Origin of the sequence: Geobacillus sp. G4, assembly GCF_040327975.1 — a bacterium.
GTDB classification, from domain to species: Bacteria; Bacillota; Bacilli; order Bacillales; family Anoxybacillaceae; genus Geobacillus; species Geobacillus thermoleovorans.
On record NZ_JBEPJY010000003.1, the window covers coordinates 172,374 to 185,771 of the forward strand.

General features: G+C 54.2%; 16 protein-coding genes. All 16 read left to right on the forward strand.

The features are described from left to right. Positions 1–92: 92 nt before the first annotated feature. Positions 93–305, forward strand: a complete 213-nt coding sequence (locus ABS784_RS05085; protein ID WP_011231798.1) for a YqzK family protein — start codon at positions 93–95, stop codon at positions 303–305. 6 nt (positions 306–311) lie between these two features. After that, positions 312–1,208: a site-specific tyrosine recombinase XerD gene (xerD, locus tag ABS784_RS05090; RefSeq protein ID WP_011231797.1), complete on the forward strand. Its 897-nt coding sequence runs from the start codon at positions 312–314 to the stop codon at positions 1,206–1,208. Between the two features lie 131 nt (positions 1,209–1,339). Continuing rightward, positions 1,340–2,527 carry a phosphopentomutase gene (gene deoB / locus ABS784_RS05095; protein WP_352511681.1) on the forward strand — a complete coding sequence of 396 codons (1,188 nt, stop codon included), beginning with the start codon at positions 1,340–1,342 and terminating at the stop codon, positions 2,525–2,527. Between the two features lie 29 nt (positions 2,528–2,556). Beyond that, positions 2,557–3,393: a purine-nucleoside phosphorylase gene (locus ABS784_RS05100; RefSeq protein WP_011231795.1), complete on the forward strand. Its 837-nt coding sequence runs from the start codon at positions 2,557–2,559 to the stop codon at positions 3,391–3,393. Positions 3,394–3,398: 5 nt separating this feature from the next. After that, complete coding sequence (locus ABS784_RS05105; protein WP_307894860.1) at positions 3,399–4,700, forward strand: pyrimidine-nucleoside phosphorylase; 1,302 nt, start codon at positions 3,399–3,401, stop codon at positions 4,698–4,700. Between the two features lie 163 nt (positions 4,701–4,863). Continuing rightward, entirely contained in the window at positions 4,864–6,039 is a 1,176-nt protein-coding gene (locus ABS784_RS05110) for a D-alanyl-D-alanine carboxypeptidase family protein (protein WP_011231793.1), read from the forward strand. A gap of 125 nt (positions 6,040–6,164) precedes the next feature. Then, positions 6,165–6,515 carry an anti-sigma F factor antagonist gene (gene spoIIAA, locus ABS784_RS05115; protein ID WP_014196264.1) on the forward strand — a complete coding sequence of 117 codons (351 nt, stop codon included), beginning with the start codon at positions 6,165–6,167 and terminating at the stop codon, positions 6,513–6,515. Continuing rightward, entirely contained in the window at positions 6,516–6,956 is a 441-nt protein-coding gene (spoIIAB, locus tag ABS784_RS05120) for an anti-sigma F factor (protein ID WP_011231791.1), read from the forward strand. Between the two features lie 13 nt (positions 6,957–6,969). Continuing rightward, positions 6,970–7,722: an RNA polymerase sporulation sigma factor SigF gene (gene sigF / locus ABS784_RS05125; protein ID WP_011231790.1), complete on the forward strand. Its 753-nt coding sequence runs from the start codon at positions 6,970–6,972 to the stop codon at positions 7,720–7,722. Between the two features lie 397 nt (positions 7,723–8,119). Next, positions 8,120–8,743 carry a stage V sporulation protein AA gene (locus ABS784_RS05130; RefSeq protein WP_011231789.1) on the forward strand — a complete coding sequence of 208 codons (624 nt, stop codon included), beginning with the start codon at positions 8,120–8,122 and terminating at the stop codon, positions 8,741–8,743. Further along, a complete protein-coding gene (locus tag ABS784_RS05135; RefSeq protein WP_011231788.1) occupies positions 8,730–9,161 on the forward strand; it encodes a stage V sporulation protein AB in 432 nt (143 codons plus the stop codon). Before ABS784_RS05130 ends, ABS784_RS05135 begins: the two co-directional genes overlap by 14 nt. 17 nt (positions 9,162–9,178) lie before the next feature. After that, positions 9,179–9,610, forward strand: coding sequence for a SpoVA/SpoVAEb family sporulation membrane protein (locus ABS784_RS05140; RefSeq protein ID WP_352511686.1), 432 nt, complete (start codon positions 9,179–9,181; stop codon positions 9,608–9,610). A 15-nt stretch (positions 9,611–9,625) separates the two neighbouring features. After that, positions 9,626–10,654, forward strand: a complete 1,029-nt coding sequence (gene spoVAD / locus ABS784_RS05145; RefSeq protein ID WP_352511688.1) for a stage V sporulation protein AD — start codon at positions 9,626–9,628, stop codon at positions 10,652–10,654. Positions 10,655–10,693: 39 nt separating this feature from the next. Continuing rightward, positions 10,694–11,044 carry a SpoVA/SpoVAEb family sporulation membrane protein gene (locus ABS784_RS05150; RefSeq protein WP_352511690.1) on the forward strand — a complete coding sequence of 117 codons (351 nt, stop codon included), beginning with the start codon at positions 10,694–10,696 and terminating at the stop codon, positions 11,042–11,044. 5 nt (positions 11,045–11,049) lie between these two features. Further along, positions 11,050–11,661, forward strand: coding sequence for a stage V sporulation protein SpoVABEA (gene spoVAEA / locus ABS784_RS05155; protein ID WP_020278271.1), 612 nt, complete (start codon positions 11,050–11,052; stop codon positions 11,659–11,661). Next, positions 11,609–13,087 carry a spore germination protein gene (locus ABS784_RS05160; protein ID WP_011231783.1) on the forward strand — a complete coding sequence of 493 codons (1,479 nt, stop codon included), beginning with the start codon at positions 11,609–11,611 and terminating at the stop codon, positions 13,085–13,087. The genes spoVAEA and ABS784_RS05160 overlap by 53 nt, the downstream gene beginning before the upstream one ends. Positions 13,088–13,398: the final 311 nt, after the last annotated feature.

The following is a 13,398-nucleotide window of genomic DNA, read 5'->3' on the forward strand; positions in this document are numbered from 1 at the left end:
TCCAACGGGAAAGGTTTTTTGCGTATAAACAACGAAACAAATGGCATATCCTCATACTAGCAAGCTGACAAGCAGCTGATAGGGAGGATGCCATGAAAACCGTTTGGCAAATGGTGAAAGTGTTTCTTTTATTTACGGGATGCACCATTTTATTTTATTATAGTCTTGTATGGTTTAACCGCGAGTACGAGTATTACCACCGATACGATGAGCCGAAGGGATCGGCGGTCAAAGTATCGGCGGCGGAGAGTGCGCCGCCAAGTTGGCTCGACCGACTGTTATTTTTTTATCGCGATGGGGAGTAGAGAGCGTTGGAATACGAGTTGAAAGATTTTCTGCATTATTTGACGGTGGAGCGGAATTTGGCGCACAATACGATCGTTTCATATGAACGCGATTTGAAAAAATACGTCCGCTATTTGCGCCAAGTCGAGCAGCTTCAGGCGTGGGGCGAAGTGGAGCGCCTCCATATTCTCCATTTTTTAAAGTTTTTAAGCGAACAAGGGCAATCGGCGCGGACGATCGCCCGCCATTTGGCGTCGATCCGTTCGTTTCATCAGTTTTTGCTAAGGGAGAAAATCGCGGCGCAAGACCCGACCGTCCATATCGAAACGCCGCAGTTTGAACGGACGCTGCCGAAAGTGCTGTCGGTCGAGGAAGTCGAGGCGCTGCTTGCAGCGCCGCAAGTGAGCACACCGTTTGGGCTGCGCGACAAGGCGATGCTGGAGCTGTTGTATGCGACCGGCATGCGCGTCAGTGAGCTTGTGCAGCTCAACTTAAGCGACGTGCATTTGACGATGGGGTTTGTCCGCTGCTATGGAAAAGGGCGGAAAGAGCGGATCGTGCCGATCGGGCGCATGGCGATTGAAGCGCTTGCCCACTATTTGGAGCGAGGGCGCCCGCAGCTTGTCAATCCGCGACGACGGGCAACGGAGGCGCTGTTTTTGAACCATTATGGCCAGCGGTTGACACGGCAAGGGTTTTGGAAAATTTTAAAGCGGCTCGCGAAAGAAGCCGGCATCGAAAAAGAATTGACGCCGCATACGCTTCGGCATTCGTTTGCGACGCATCTGCTTGAGAACGGAGCCGATTTGCGCGCTGTGCAAGAGTTGCTTGGGCATGCCGACATTTCGACGACGCAAATGTATACGCATGTTACGAAAACGCGCCTAAAAGACGTGTACAAACAGTACCACCCGCGCGCCTAGCAGCTGCCGTATGCTAGGCGCTTGCCTGTCGTTTTAGTTGTCAGACTTCTGACCAATTGGCCATAGGCGTGTTTTCGCGAAAATACGGGAACGATAGAAAGAGACTCCATTTTTCATTGCAGGCAGGGGGAATGAATGTGAAAACGACATACCGGCGCGTTTTTTTGATTGTGATGGATTCAGTCGGCATCGGCGAGGCGCCGGATGCCGAGAAATACAACGACAAAGGAGCGGATACGCTCGGCCATATCGCTGAGTATCGCGGCGGCCTCTATATGCCGAACATGGCGAAGCTCGGCCTAAGCCATATTCGTGAGATCAAAGGGGTGCCGAAAGTCGAGCGACCGCTCGCGTACTATACAAAAATGAAGGAAGCATCGGCTGGAAAAGATACGATGACAGGCCATTGGGAGCTGATGGGCCTTCGCATCGACAAGCCGTTCCGCGTCTTTCCGAACGGGTTCCCAGATGAATTGATCGCTGAGCTCGAGCGGCGCACCGGCCGGAACGTGATCGGCAACAAACCGGCGAGCGGAACAGCGATCATCGAAGAGCTTGGCGAAGAGCATATGAAAACAGGGGCGATCATCGTCTATACATCAGCCGACTCCGTCTTGCAAATCGCCGCCCATGAACAAGTTGTGCCGCTTGATGAATTGTACCGCATTTGCGAAATCGCTCGTGAATTGACGCGCGACGAGCCGTATATGGTCGGGCGCGTCATTGCCCGACCGTTCATCGGCAAACCCGGCCATTTTGAGCGAACCGCCAACCGGCACGACTATGCGCTTAAGCCGTTTGGCAAAACGGTGATGAATGAATTGAAAGACGCCGGTTATGAAGTGATTGCCATCGGGAAGATCGCCGATATTTACGACAATGAAGGAGTTACCCAGTCGTTGCGAACGACATCCAATATGGACGGAATGGATAAGTTCGTCGACACGCTCGGCATGGACTTTACCGGGTTGAGTTTCGTCAATCTCGTCGATTTTGACGCTAAATACGGCCATCGCCGCGACCCAAAAGGTTACGGCGATGCGCTCGAAGAGTTTGACGCCCGGCTTGCCGATGTGTTGCCGCGCTTGACAGCGGACGACTTGCTTATCATCACCGCTGACCACGGCAACGACCCGATTCACCACGGAACTGACCATACGCGCGAATATGTGCCGCTTCTTGTGTACAGCCCGCGATTTCGCGGCGGCAAGCCGCTCCCAGTCCGCGAGACGTTTGCCGATGTCGGCGCAACGATTGCGGATAACTTCCAAGTCAACCGGCCGCCGTACGGAACAAGCTTTTTGGCTGATTTGGCCTAACTTCATAAAGAACGATGAGGGGGAAAAGAATGGATCGACAAGCGATTGAAAAAACCGCCGGTCATTTGCGCCCATTGATGCCAACTCCGCCTGAAATCGGTCTCATTCTCGGCTCGGGGCTCGGCGTGCTCGCTGATGAAATCGAAGAGGCGGTTCGCATTCCGTATGAAGATATTCCCGGATTTCCAGTGTCGACCGTTGAAGGACACGCTGGACGGCTCGTATATGGGCGGCTTGAGGGGGCGACCGTTGTCGCCATGCAAGGGCGGTTTCATTATTATGAAGGGTATTCGCTTCAGGAAGTGACGTTTCCCGTCCGGGTGATGAAGGCGCTTGGCGTCCGCGAATTGATCGTGACAAACGCTGCGGGCGGCATCAACGAACGGTTCCAGCCCGGCGATTTCATGATCATTTCCGACCATATCAACTTGCTGGGCACAAATCCGCTCATTGGTCCGAACGATCCGGAGCTTGGTCCGCGCTTTCCGGACATGACGGAAGCGTACAGCCGGCGGCTGCGCGAGCTCGCCAAGGAAACGGCGGCGAGACTTGGCGTTCGCGTGCATGAAGGAGTATATGTCGCCAATACGGGGCCGTCGTACGAAACGCCGGCGGAAATCCGCATGATTCGTACGCTCGGCGGCGATGCGGTCGGCATGTCGACCGTCCCGGAAGTGATCGTCGCCCGCCACGGCGGCATTGAGGTGCTCGGCATTTCGTGCATTTCGAATATGGCTGCAGGGATGTCGGATGCTCCGCTTCACCACGACGAAGTGGTTGAAACGGCCGAGCGGGTGAAGACGGACTTTTTGCGGTTTGTGAAAGCGATTGTCGCCGAAATGGCGAAATCAAAACGAAAAAGGTGATCGCGATGCGAATGGTCGATTTGATTGCGAAAAAGCGCGACGGAAAGGCGCTGACGAAGGAAGAAATTGAGTGGATCGTCCGAGGGTATACAAACGGGAACATTCCCGATTACCAAATGAGCGCGCTCGCGATGGCGATTTATTTCCGCGGCATGACCGAGGAAGAAACGGCCGCGCTGACGATGGCGATGGTGCACTCCGGCGAAATGCTCGATTTGTCGAGTATTCGCGGCGTGAAAGTCGATAAACATTCGACCGGCGGGGTCGGCGATACGACGACGCTCGTTTTAGGGCCGCTTGTCGCTTCTGTCGGCGTGCCGGTGGCGAAAATGTCTGGGCGCGGCCTCGGCCATACGGGCGGCACGATCGACAAACTCGAGTCCGTGCCCGGGTTTCATGTCGAGATCAGCAAAGACGAGTTCATTCGACTCGTGAATGAAAACCGAATCGCCATTATCGGCCAAACGGGCGATTTGACACCGGCTGACAAAAAGCTATATGCGCTTCGCGATGTGACGGCGACCGTCAACAGCATTCCGCTTATCGCCTCGTCGATCATGAGCAAAAAAATCGCCGCTGGGGCTGATGCCATCGTCTTGGATGTGAAAACGGGCGCCGGAGCGTTTATGAAGGAACTTGACGAGGCGCGCCGGCTCGCTCGAGCGATGGTCGACATTGGCAAGCGCGTCGGCCGCCGGACGATGGCGGTCATTTCTGACATGAGCCAGCCGCTCGGCTATGCCGTCGGCAACGCCTTGGAAGTGAAAGAGGCCATCGAAACGTTAAAAGGAGACGGGCCGCACGATTTAACCGAACTTTGTTTGACGCTCGGCAGCCATATGGTCTATTTGGCGGAGAAGGCGCCATCGCTTGATGAGGCGCGCCGTTTGCTTGAAGAGGCGATTCGCAGCGGGGCCGCCATCGCGGCGTTCAAAACGTTTTTGGCCGCTCAAGGTGGAGATGCATCGGTCGTTGACGATCTGGATAAATTGCCAAAGGCGGCCTATACGTCGACCGTCACGGCGGCTGCCGACGGCTATGTCGCCGAGATGGCCGCCGATGACATCGGCACGGCCGCCATGTGGCTCGGCGCCGGCCGGGCGAAAAAAGAAGACGTGATCGATTTGGCGGTCGGCATTGTGCTCCATAAAAAAATCGGCGATCGCGTGCAGAAAGGGGAAGCGCTCGCCACGATTCACAGCAACCGGCCAGATGTGCTTGACGTGAAAGAAAAGATCGAGGCGGCTGTTCGTCTGTCGCCGCAGCCGGTTGCTCGGCCGCCGCTCATTTATGAGACCATCGTATAGAGAGGGACGCTGGCGATCCGCAAGGAAAAAAGCGGTTGTTCAAGAAGACGCCTGAAACGCGTGTTTCGGGCGTTTTTTTGTTTTTTGGAAAATGAGCTGTTTTTTTGTATAAAAATATCTCGCCTGGAAAAAATGGCATGTATAAAGAATGGAGGTTTGGGAGATGAAAACGAAAGTCACTCGTCTTCTTTTATTGCCGTTTCTTCTTTTTCTTCCTCTTTCTGCCCATGCCGAGGCGAAAGAGATGAAGGAGGCGAAAGTGAAGCTGGCCGATGAGGCGAAATCAGCCATTTTGATTGAACGCGACACCGGCAAAGTATTGTATGAAAAAAATGCCCATGAACCATTGCCGCCGGCGAGCATGACGAAAATTATGACGATGCTGCTAGTCATGGAAGCCATCGATGAAGGAAAGCTGTCCTACGATGAAAAAGTGCGGGCGAGCGAATACGCCGCGTCAATGGGTGGATCGCAAATTTTCCTCGAGCCGGGCGAGGAAATGACCGTCGATGAGCTGCTGCGCGGCATTGCCATCGGTTCGGCCAACGACGCGTCGGTCGCTATGGCTGAGCAGATCGCCGGGTCGGAAGAAGCATTTGTTGAGATGATGAATGAAAAAGCGAAACAGCTCGGCTTAAAAAACACTCATTTCGCCAATGCGACCGGCCTGCCGGCGGAACATCACTACAGCAGCGCTTATGATATGGCCATGATGGCGCGCGAACTGTTGAAATATGAAGATATTACGAAATATACGAGCAAGTACGAAGACTATTTGCGCGAAAATACGGACAAAAAGTTTTGGCTCGTCAATACGAACCGGCTTGTCAAATTTTATCCGGGCGTTGACGGCCTGAAAACCGGATATACAGCCGAAGCGAAATATTGTTTGACCGCCACGGCGAAAAAGAACGGCATGCGCGTCATCGCTGTTGTGTTTGGAGCACCGACGCCGAAATCGCGCAATGCGCAAATTACGAAGATGCTCGATTACGCGTTTTCCCAATATCGAACTCACCCTGTGTACAAACGGAATGAAACAGTCGCCCGCGTCAACATAAGCAAAGGCAAACGGTCATCCGTCGAAGCGGTGACGTCGGAGCCGGTGTCGGTGCTGACGAAAAAAGGGCAGTCGGTCGAGCAGATCGAAAAAGTGATCAAAGTGAAAGACAATGTGAAAGCACCCGTTCGCAAAGGCGATGAGCTTGGCGTCCTCATTTTAAAACAGGATGGAAAAGAAATTTTGCACAGCCCGATCGTCGCCAAGCAAACGGTCGAAGAAGCGAGCTTTTGGGACTTGTTTAAGCGGGTGTTTGGCCGCTTCGTGCAAGCGGGATAATGTCAAGTTTTGCGGTCTTTTCGCTCTCTTTGGCGAACGACCACTAGTTTTGTCGGGCGGCAGGATTTCGGGCGGACAGCAGCGAAATGTCTCCATATCCTGAAATGGACAAGGGGGAACGCGCTGTGAGTCTCGCGATCGACTTGGAAGTGAAGCAAGACGTGCTCATCGTTCGCCTGTCTGGGGAGCTTGACCATCATACAGCCGAACAATTGCGTGAACAAGTGACGGATGTGCTCGAAAACCGAGCGGTCCGCCACATCGTGCTCAATTTAGGACAATTGACGTTCATGGACAGCTCTGGCCTCGGCGTCATTCTCGGACGCTATAAACAAATCAAAAACGTCGGCGGGCAGATGGTCGTATGCGCCGTATCGCCGGCCGTCAAACGGCTGTTTGACATGTCGGGTCTGTTTAAAATCATCCGCGTTGAGGCGGATGAGCAATTCGCCTTGCAAGCATTGGGGGTGGCGTAAATGCGCAACGAAATGCACCTCCAATTTTCTGCCCGCAGCGAAAATGAATCGTTCGCCCGTGTGACCGTGGCGGCGTTCGTCGCCCAGCTTGACCCGACGATGGACGAACTGACGGAAATTAAAACGGTTGTCTCTGAGGCGGTGACAAACGCGATCATTCACGGCTACAACAACGATCCGAACGGCATCGTCTCCATTTCCGTCATCATTGAAGACGGTGTCGTCCATTTGACGGTGAGAGACGAAGGAGTCGGCATTCCTGACATCGAAGAAGCGCGCCAGCCGTTGTTTACGACAAAGCCCGAGCTCGAGCGGTCAGGGATGGGCTTTACCATTATGGAAAACTTCATGGACGAAGTCATCGTCGAATCGGAAGTGAATAAAGGGACGACTGTGTATTTGAAAAAGCATATTGCGAAAAGCAAAGCGTTATGTAACTGAGGGAGACATGCCTATGGATGTCGATGTCAAGCAAGATCAGTCGCCAATCAAAGATCAGGAGATGAAAGAGCTGATCCGCCGCAGCCAAGAAGGCGATCAAGAAGCGCGTGATGAAATTATTGAAAAAAACATGCGCCTCGTCTGGTCGGTCGTTCAACGTTTTTTAAACCGCGGCTATGAAGCGGACGACTTGTTTCAAATCGGCTGCATCGGCTTGTTAAAGTCGGTCGACAAGTTTGACCTGTCGTATGACGTCAAGTTTTCGACGTACGCCGTGCCGATGATCATTGGGGAGATTCAGCGGTTTCTTCGCGACGACGGCACCGTCAAAGTGAGCCGTTCGCTGAAAGAGATGGGCAACAAAATCCGCAAGGCGAAAGATGAGCTGTCGAAAACGCGCGGGCGGGCGCCGACGGTTACGGAAATCGCCGACCATTTAGGCATTTCGCCAGAAGACGTCGTTCTGGCTCAAGAGGCGGTCCGCTCGCCGACATCGATTCACGAAACGGTGTACGAAAACGACGGCGATCCGATTACGTTGCTTGATCAAATTGCTGACGCCGACGAAGCGTCATGGTTTGACAAAATCGCCTTAAAAAAAGCGATCGAAGAACTCGACGAGCGTGAGAGGCTGATCGTCTATTTGCGCTATTACAAAGACCAAACCCAGTCCGAAGTGGCATCGAGGCTCGGCATCTCTCAAGTGCAAGTATCCCGGCTGGAAAAGAAAATATTGCAGCACATAAAGGACAAAATGGACGGATAGCCCATTTTGTCCGCACGGAGTGAGCAACAAAATGGACGGATAGTCCATTTTGTCCGCACGGAGTGAGCAACAAAATGGACGGATAGTCCATTTTGTCCGCACGGAGTGGGCAACAAAATGGACGGATAGTCCATTTTGTCCGCACAGGTGTGTTCAAAATGGACGGATGTCAATTCATCGGCGGTGAACCATGAATCGCATCCGTCTTTTGGTCTGTAAGCGCATCTTGGAACGCTTTTTCCATAGCAAGCAACAAAAGTCTAAAAAAGAATGGGCATTTTTTGCCCATTATTTTCTATTTTTATGAAATCGATGGTGAACGCCGACAGGCCGCATGATCGGTGTTTTTGCCAACCAAACTAAAGAAAAACAAAATGGGGACAAAGGTGTGAAGCAAATGGCCAACACCGTATTTATCAAGCCGCGCCATCGCGTGCAAGTCAAGCCGGGGGCGGTGGTGACGCTCGGGCAGGCGGCCCAAATCGCTGCGCCGGATGGCGGGCTCATTCGGCGGTTGAAGACGATTCCGCTCTATCGCATCCAGCCCAGCGATAAAAATATCGTCATCATCGATATGATGCAAATGATCCGGGCTGTGTTTGATGTGGATTCCTCGCTTGATGTGCAGATGATCGGCCCATCGCAGACGATCATTGAAGTCGTCTATGAAAAACGGAAGGTTTCGACCGCTTCCTTCGTTCTCGTTTGGCTTCTTTTGTTCGTCGGTTCGGCGATGGCGATCATGAACTTTCACGAGGACGTCAGCATGCAACGGGTGCATCGCCATCTGTACGAGATGGTGACCGGCCAGGCGGTCGATAAACCGCTGCTTTTGCAAATTCCATATTCGCTTGGGCTCGGCATCGGGATGATTTTATTTTTCAACCATTGGTTCCGCAAACGAATCAACGAGGAGCCCAGCCCTCTTGAAGTCGAAATGTTCAACTACCAGCAATCGATCGATCAGTACGTCATTTTGCATGAAAACAAAGAAAGCTTGAGGCCTCTTGACGACGCTTGAGATTTTGCTGGTAGTGTTCGTCGGCTTCGCCGGAGGGTTGGCGGTCGGAACCGGATTTGTCGCTTTTTTGGTCGTGCTTGGCGTCATCCCGCGCCTGACGCAGCTGACGAAAACGCCAAAACGCATTCACGCCTATGAATGGGGGGCTGTAGCCGGCGCCATCGTTGGCGGTTGGATGAGTTTGCGCCATTCGGTTTGGCATTTATCCAAATATTGGCTAGCGCCGATCGGATTGTTTCATGGTGTGTTTATCGGAATGCTCGCTGCCGCTTTAACAGAGGTGTTGAACGTTTGGCCGATTTTAGCGAAGCGGATCGGCGTCGATGATAAAATCGTCATTTTACTTATGGCCATCGCCTTTGGCAAAGTGGCCGGTTCGTTGTTTCATTGGCTTTATTTTGTCGATCACTTTCGCTGACAAAGGGGGAAGGAAACGTGGGATTAAAGTCCGATTATGTCCGCGAGGTGAAGGCGTTTCAGCCTTCTCCCCCATACGCTGCCAATGCGGTAAAAGCGTTTCTTGTCGGTGGGGCGTTTTGTGCGTTGGCGCAATGGCTTGCTGATTGGTATGGCGGCACGTTTGCCGCTTCGCCGGCTGAGGCCCATCTGTGGGCGTCTATGGTGATGGCCGGATTGGCGATTGTGCTGACGGCCGTCGGGAAATATGACGATTTCAGCCAATTTGCCGGTGCGGGGGCGACGATGCTCATTATGGGGCTGGCCAATGCGATCGCGAGCGCTGCCATCGAGCATCGAAGCGAAGGATGGACGGCCGGGGTGGCCGGGCAGATGTTCAAAGCTGGCGGGGCATCGGTCATTTATGGCTTGATTGCCGCCTATGTGCTTGGCCTTGTTTGGCCGTGGTGAAAAGAGGGATTGGCCATGAAGCGTGTCGGAAAGCAGACATGGGTGTTTGACGATGGTGTTTACATCCAAGCGGCCGCTGCCGCAGTCGGGCCGCTTGAAGCCGACGGGCCGCTCGGAAGTTATTTTGATGTTTGTCATCGCGACTTATATTGCGGCGAAGCGACGTGGGAGCTGGCCGAGCGGAGGCTGATGCGGGAGGCGGTGGACTGCTGCTTGCAAAAGGCGGGCGTCTCTGCCGAAGAAGTCGATCTATTTTTGGCCGGTGATTTGTTAAACCAAAATGCGACATCGAACTATGTCGCCCGCGAGCTGCCGATTCCGTTTTTATGCTTGTTCGGCGCCTGTTCGACCTCGATGCAAACGTTGGCGGCAGCCGCTGCGTTTGTCGCTGGTGGATTGGCTGATCGGGCGCTTGCGGCGACAAGCAGTCATAACGCGACGGCCGAACGGCAGTTTCGCTACCCGACTGAACTGGGGGTGCAAAAGCCGAAAACGGCGACGTTCACCGTCACGGGCGCCGGCGCCGCGCTCGTTGGCCGCGCGCCGGGACGTTGGCGCGTCCGGGCGGCGACGATCGGCAAAGTCGTTGACGCCGGGCTGAAAAACCCACTCGACATGGGGGCGGCGATGGCCCCGGCTGCGGCCGATACGATCGAGCAGCATTTCCGTGACTTAGGCGCCTCGCCGGGCGATTACGATTTGATCGTCACCGGCGACTTGTCGCGCGTCGGCAGCGTCATCGTCCGCGAGTTGCTTGCTGAATCAGGCTACGATGTGACCGACGTTTACAACGATTGCGGGCTGATGATTTACCGGCCAGATCAAAAGGTGTTCGCTGGCGGCAGCGGCTGCGCCTGCTCGGCGGTCGTCACGTACGGGTATTTGCTTCAAGAGCTCGCCCGCGGAACGTTTCGACGTCTGTTTGTCGTCGCTACTGGGGCGCTTTTAAGCCAAACGATGGTGCAGCAAAAACAGTCGATCCCAGCGATCGCTCACGGCGTCGTCATCGAAGCGGCTGGACAGGAGCCGGATTTGCCGCCGTAGGACGTCTTTTATTTGAGAACGATCAGGAGGGAATGTCATATGGAATACGTCCGTGCCTTTCTCGCCGGCGGGCTGCTGTGCGCCATCGTTCAGCTCATCATCGACCGCGGCAAATGGACGCCGGCTGGCATCGCCGGTTCGCTTGTCGTCCTTGGCGTACTCCTTGGCTTTGGCGGCGTCTATGATCCATTCGTCGCTTGGGCTGGCGCCGGGGCGACGATGCCGCTATGCGGATTTGGGTATTGGTTGGCCAAAGGGGCCATGGCAGAACCGCGGCCGGAGGGATTTGTCGAAACCGGAGCAGCGGTGTTCCGATTTGCCGGCGCCTTGTTCGCTTTTATCGTGGCTGGCTCTTTTGCCGCGGCGCTCACTTGCAAACCGAAAGGGTAGAGATGATGGAAAAACGACGAGTCATTTTAGTAACGGATGGGGACGAGTTCGCCTGCCGGGCGATTGAGCGGGTTGCCGCCGAGATCGGCGGCCGTTGCATTTCTCGCTCGCAAGGCAATCCGACGAAACTGAGCGGTGAACAGTTGGTCGAACTCATTTTGCAAACGCCGCACGATCCAGTGTTTGTCATGTTTGACGATTGCGGCGCCCTCGGGGAGGGGGCCGGAGAGCAGGCGCTTCGCTATGTGGCGACGCATGAGCAAATCCAAGTGCTCGGGGCGCTGGCGGTTGCCTCCAATACGCACCAGCATGAATGGACAAAAGTGCATGTGAGCATCGACCGTGACGGCGTGATGACCGAATATGGGGTCGATAAAGAAGGCGTCCGGGACCTCGAGATCGGGCGGATCAATGGCGATACCGTCTACTGCCTTGACCGGCTGAACATTCCGCTCATCGTCGGCATCGGCGACATCGGCAAAATGGGATATCGAGACCATGCGAAATACGGAGCGCCGATTACGCGCAAGGCGGTCGAGTTGATTCTCGAAAGGAGTGGTGGCCATGCCGGAAAAAGAAAAGAAACCGAAAGCGCCGATCGCGAAGCGGCTCGTTGACAACGCGAAGTTTTTGCAACAGCGGATCGGCGTCGGGACAAGCTTTGATTTAGGCGTGCGGAAAATCTATGTCCTAAACCGGGAAGTACATATTTACTACTGCAACGGTTTATGCGACACGCAATACATTATCGAATTGTTAAAACAAATTGTGCGCGTCAACGATGATGAACGCCAGGCGTCCCAAGCGTGGCAGATCATCGAAAATCGACTCGTTCATCAGCAAGTCAGTCCGGTGACGAGCCTCGACGAAGCGGTTGACAAGCTGCTGTCGGGCTTGATCATCGTCTTGATTGAAGGCGAATCGACCGGATTTGCTGTCGACGTCCGCAGCTATCCGGGTCGGCAGCCGCAAGAGCCGGATACGGAAAAAGTTGTGCGCGGCGCCCGCGACGGCTACGTCGAGAACATCATTGTCAACACGGCGCTCACCCGCCGCCGCATCCGCGACGAGCGGCTGCGCTTTGAAATTTTGCAAGTCGGCGAGCGGTCAAAAACGGACGTATGCATCGCCTATATTAAAGACGTCGCTGACCCGGGGCTTGTTGAACTCGTCAAGAAAGAGTTGCAGCAAATCAACGTCGATGGACTGACGATGGGCGACAAAACAGTCGAAGAGTTTTTAGTCAAGCAAGGATACAACCCGTACCCGCTCGTCCGTTATACCGAGAGGCCGGATGTAGCAGCGACGCACCTGCTTGAAGGGCACGTGCTCATTATGGTTGATACATCGCCAAGCGTCATCATCACGCCGACAACATTTTTCCACCACGTCCAGCATGCCGAGGAATACCGGCAGTCGCCAGGGGTCGGGACGTTTGTGCGCTGGGTGCGGTTTTTAGGCATTTTGACGTCGTTGTTTTTGCTGCCGCTGTGGGTGCTGTTCGTCCTTGAACCGTCGTTGCTGCCCGAATCGTGGGCGTTTATTGGGCCGAACAAACAAACGAACATCCCGATCATTGTGCAAATTTTGCTCGCTGATTTTGGGATTGAGTTTTTGCGGATGGCAGCCATTCATACCCCGACGCCGCTATCAACCGCGATGGGTTTGATTGCCGCCGTCTTGATCGGACAAATCGCCATCGATGTCGGGCTGTTTGTGCCTGAAGTGATCTTGTACATTTCGGTGGCGGCGATCGGTTCATTTGCGACGCCAAGCTATGAGTTGAGCGTGGCGAATAAGATTTCTCGATTGGCATTGGTCATTCTTGTCGCCTTGTTTAAAGTGCCCGGGCTCGTCATTGGCACGACCGTTTATTTGCTTTGGCTCGCCAGCATCCGCTCGCTTAATACGCCGTACTTATGGCCGTTCATCCCGTTCGATCCAGCGGCATTTATGCAAATTGTCGTCCGCCGTTCGGTTGCCGGAGCGAGAGTGCGCCCGAGCATCGTTCACCCGCAAGACCGGCAAAAACAGCCGTCATGACGCGAACGATCCATTTGGAAGCGGCCGTTTCCACCTATTGGCGGCCGCTTTTTTCGTTTTAGCGCTATTGCAACTTTTTTATAATTATGATAAGTTATATTTAATTGCTTGCACTGATGGTGCTTGCCTCAGTGCTTCGCACGTTTGCACGGACGGAATGGGCATGGCCCAGCGCGGGGTGTGCGGCCTTCCGTTTCAAGGCAGAGCCGATGGCGCTCTGCGGTTTTCCATTTTGTAAAGGCAGTTGCCGATTTTGCAAACTGTCTTTTTTGCTTTTGCCATGCGATTTCGATAGAGGAATGAGGGGTTTG

What these genes read in the sequence shown, in the direction of transcription:
- ABS784_RS05085 (WP_011231798.1), top strand. Translation starts at nt 93, where the DNA reads ATGAAAACCGTTTGGCAAATGGTGAAAGTGTTTCTTTTATTTACGGGA.
- deoB (WP_352511681.1), top strand. Translation starts at nt 1,340, where the DNA reads ATGAATGTGAAAACGACATACCGGCGCGTTTTTTTGATTGTGATGGAT.
- ABS784_RS05100 (WP_011231795.1), top strand. Translation starts at nt 2,557, where the DNA reads ATGGATCGACAAGCGATTGAAAAAACCGCCGGTCATTTGCGCCCATTG.
- ABS784_RS05105 (WP_307894860.1), top strand. Translation starts at nt 3,399, where the DNA reads ATGCGAATGGTCGATTTGATTGCGAAAAAGCGCGACGGAAAGGCGCTG.
- ABS784_RS05110 (WP_011231793.1), top strand. Translation starts at nt 4,864, where the DNA reads ATGAAAACGAAAGTCACTCGTCTTCTTTTATTGCCGTTTCTTCTTTTT.
- spoIIAB (WP_011231791.1), top strand. Translation starts at nt 6,516, where the DNA reads ATGCGCAACGAAATGCACCTCCAATTTTCTGCCCGCAGCGAAAATGAA.
- sigF (WP_011231790.1), top strand. Translation starts at nt 6,970, where the DNA reads ATGGATGTCGATGTCAAGCAAGATCAGTCGCCAATCAAAGATCAGGAG.
- ABS784_RS05130 (WP_011231789.1), top strand. Translation starts at nt 8,120, where the DNA reads ATGGCCAACACCGTATTTATCAAGCCGCGCCATCGCGTGCAAGTCAAG.
- spoVAD (WP_352511688.1), top strand. Translation starts at nt 9,626, where the DNA reads ATGAAGCGTGTCGGAAAGCAGACATGGGTGTTTGACGATGGTGTTTAC.
- ABS784_RS05150 (WP_352511690.1), top strand. Translation starts at nt 10,694, where the DNA reads ATGGAATACGTCCGTGCCTTTCTCGCCGGCGGGCTGCTGTGCGCCATC.
- spoVAEA (WP_020278271.1), top strand. Translation starts at nt 11,050, where the DNA reads ATGGAAAAACGACGAGTCATTTTAGTAACGGATGGGGACGAGTTCGCC.
- ABS784_RS05160 (WP_011231783.1), top strand. Translation starts at nt 11,609, where the DNA reads ATGCCGGAAAAAGAAAAGAAACCGAAAGCGCCGATCGCGAAGCGGCTC.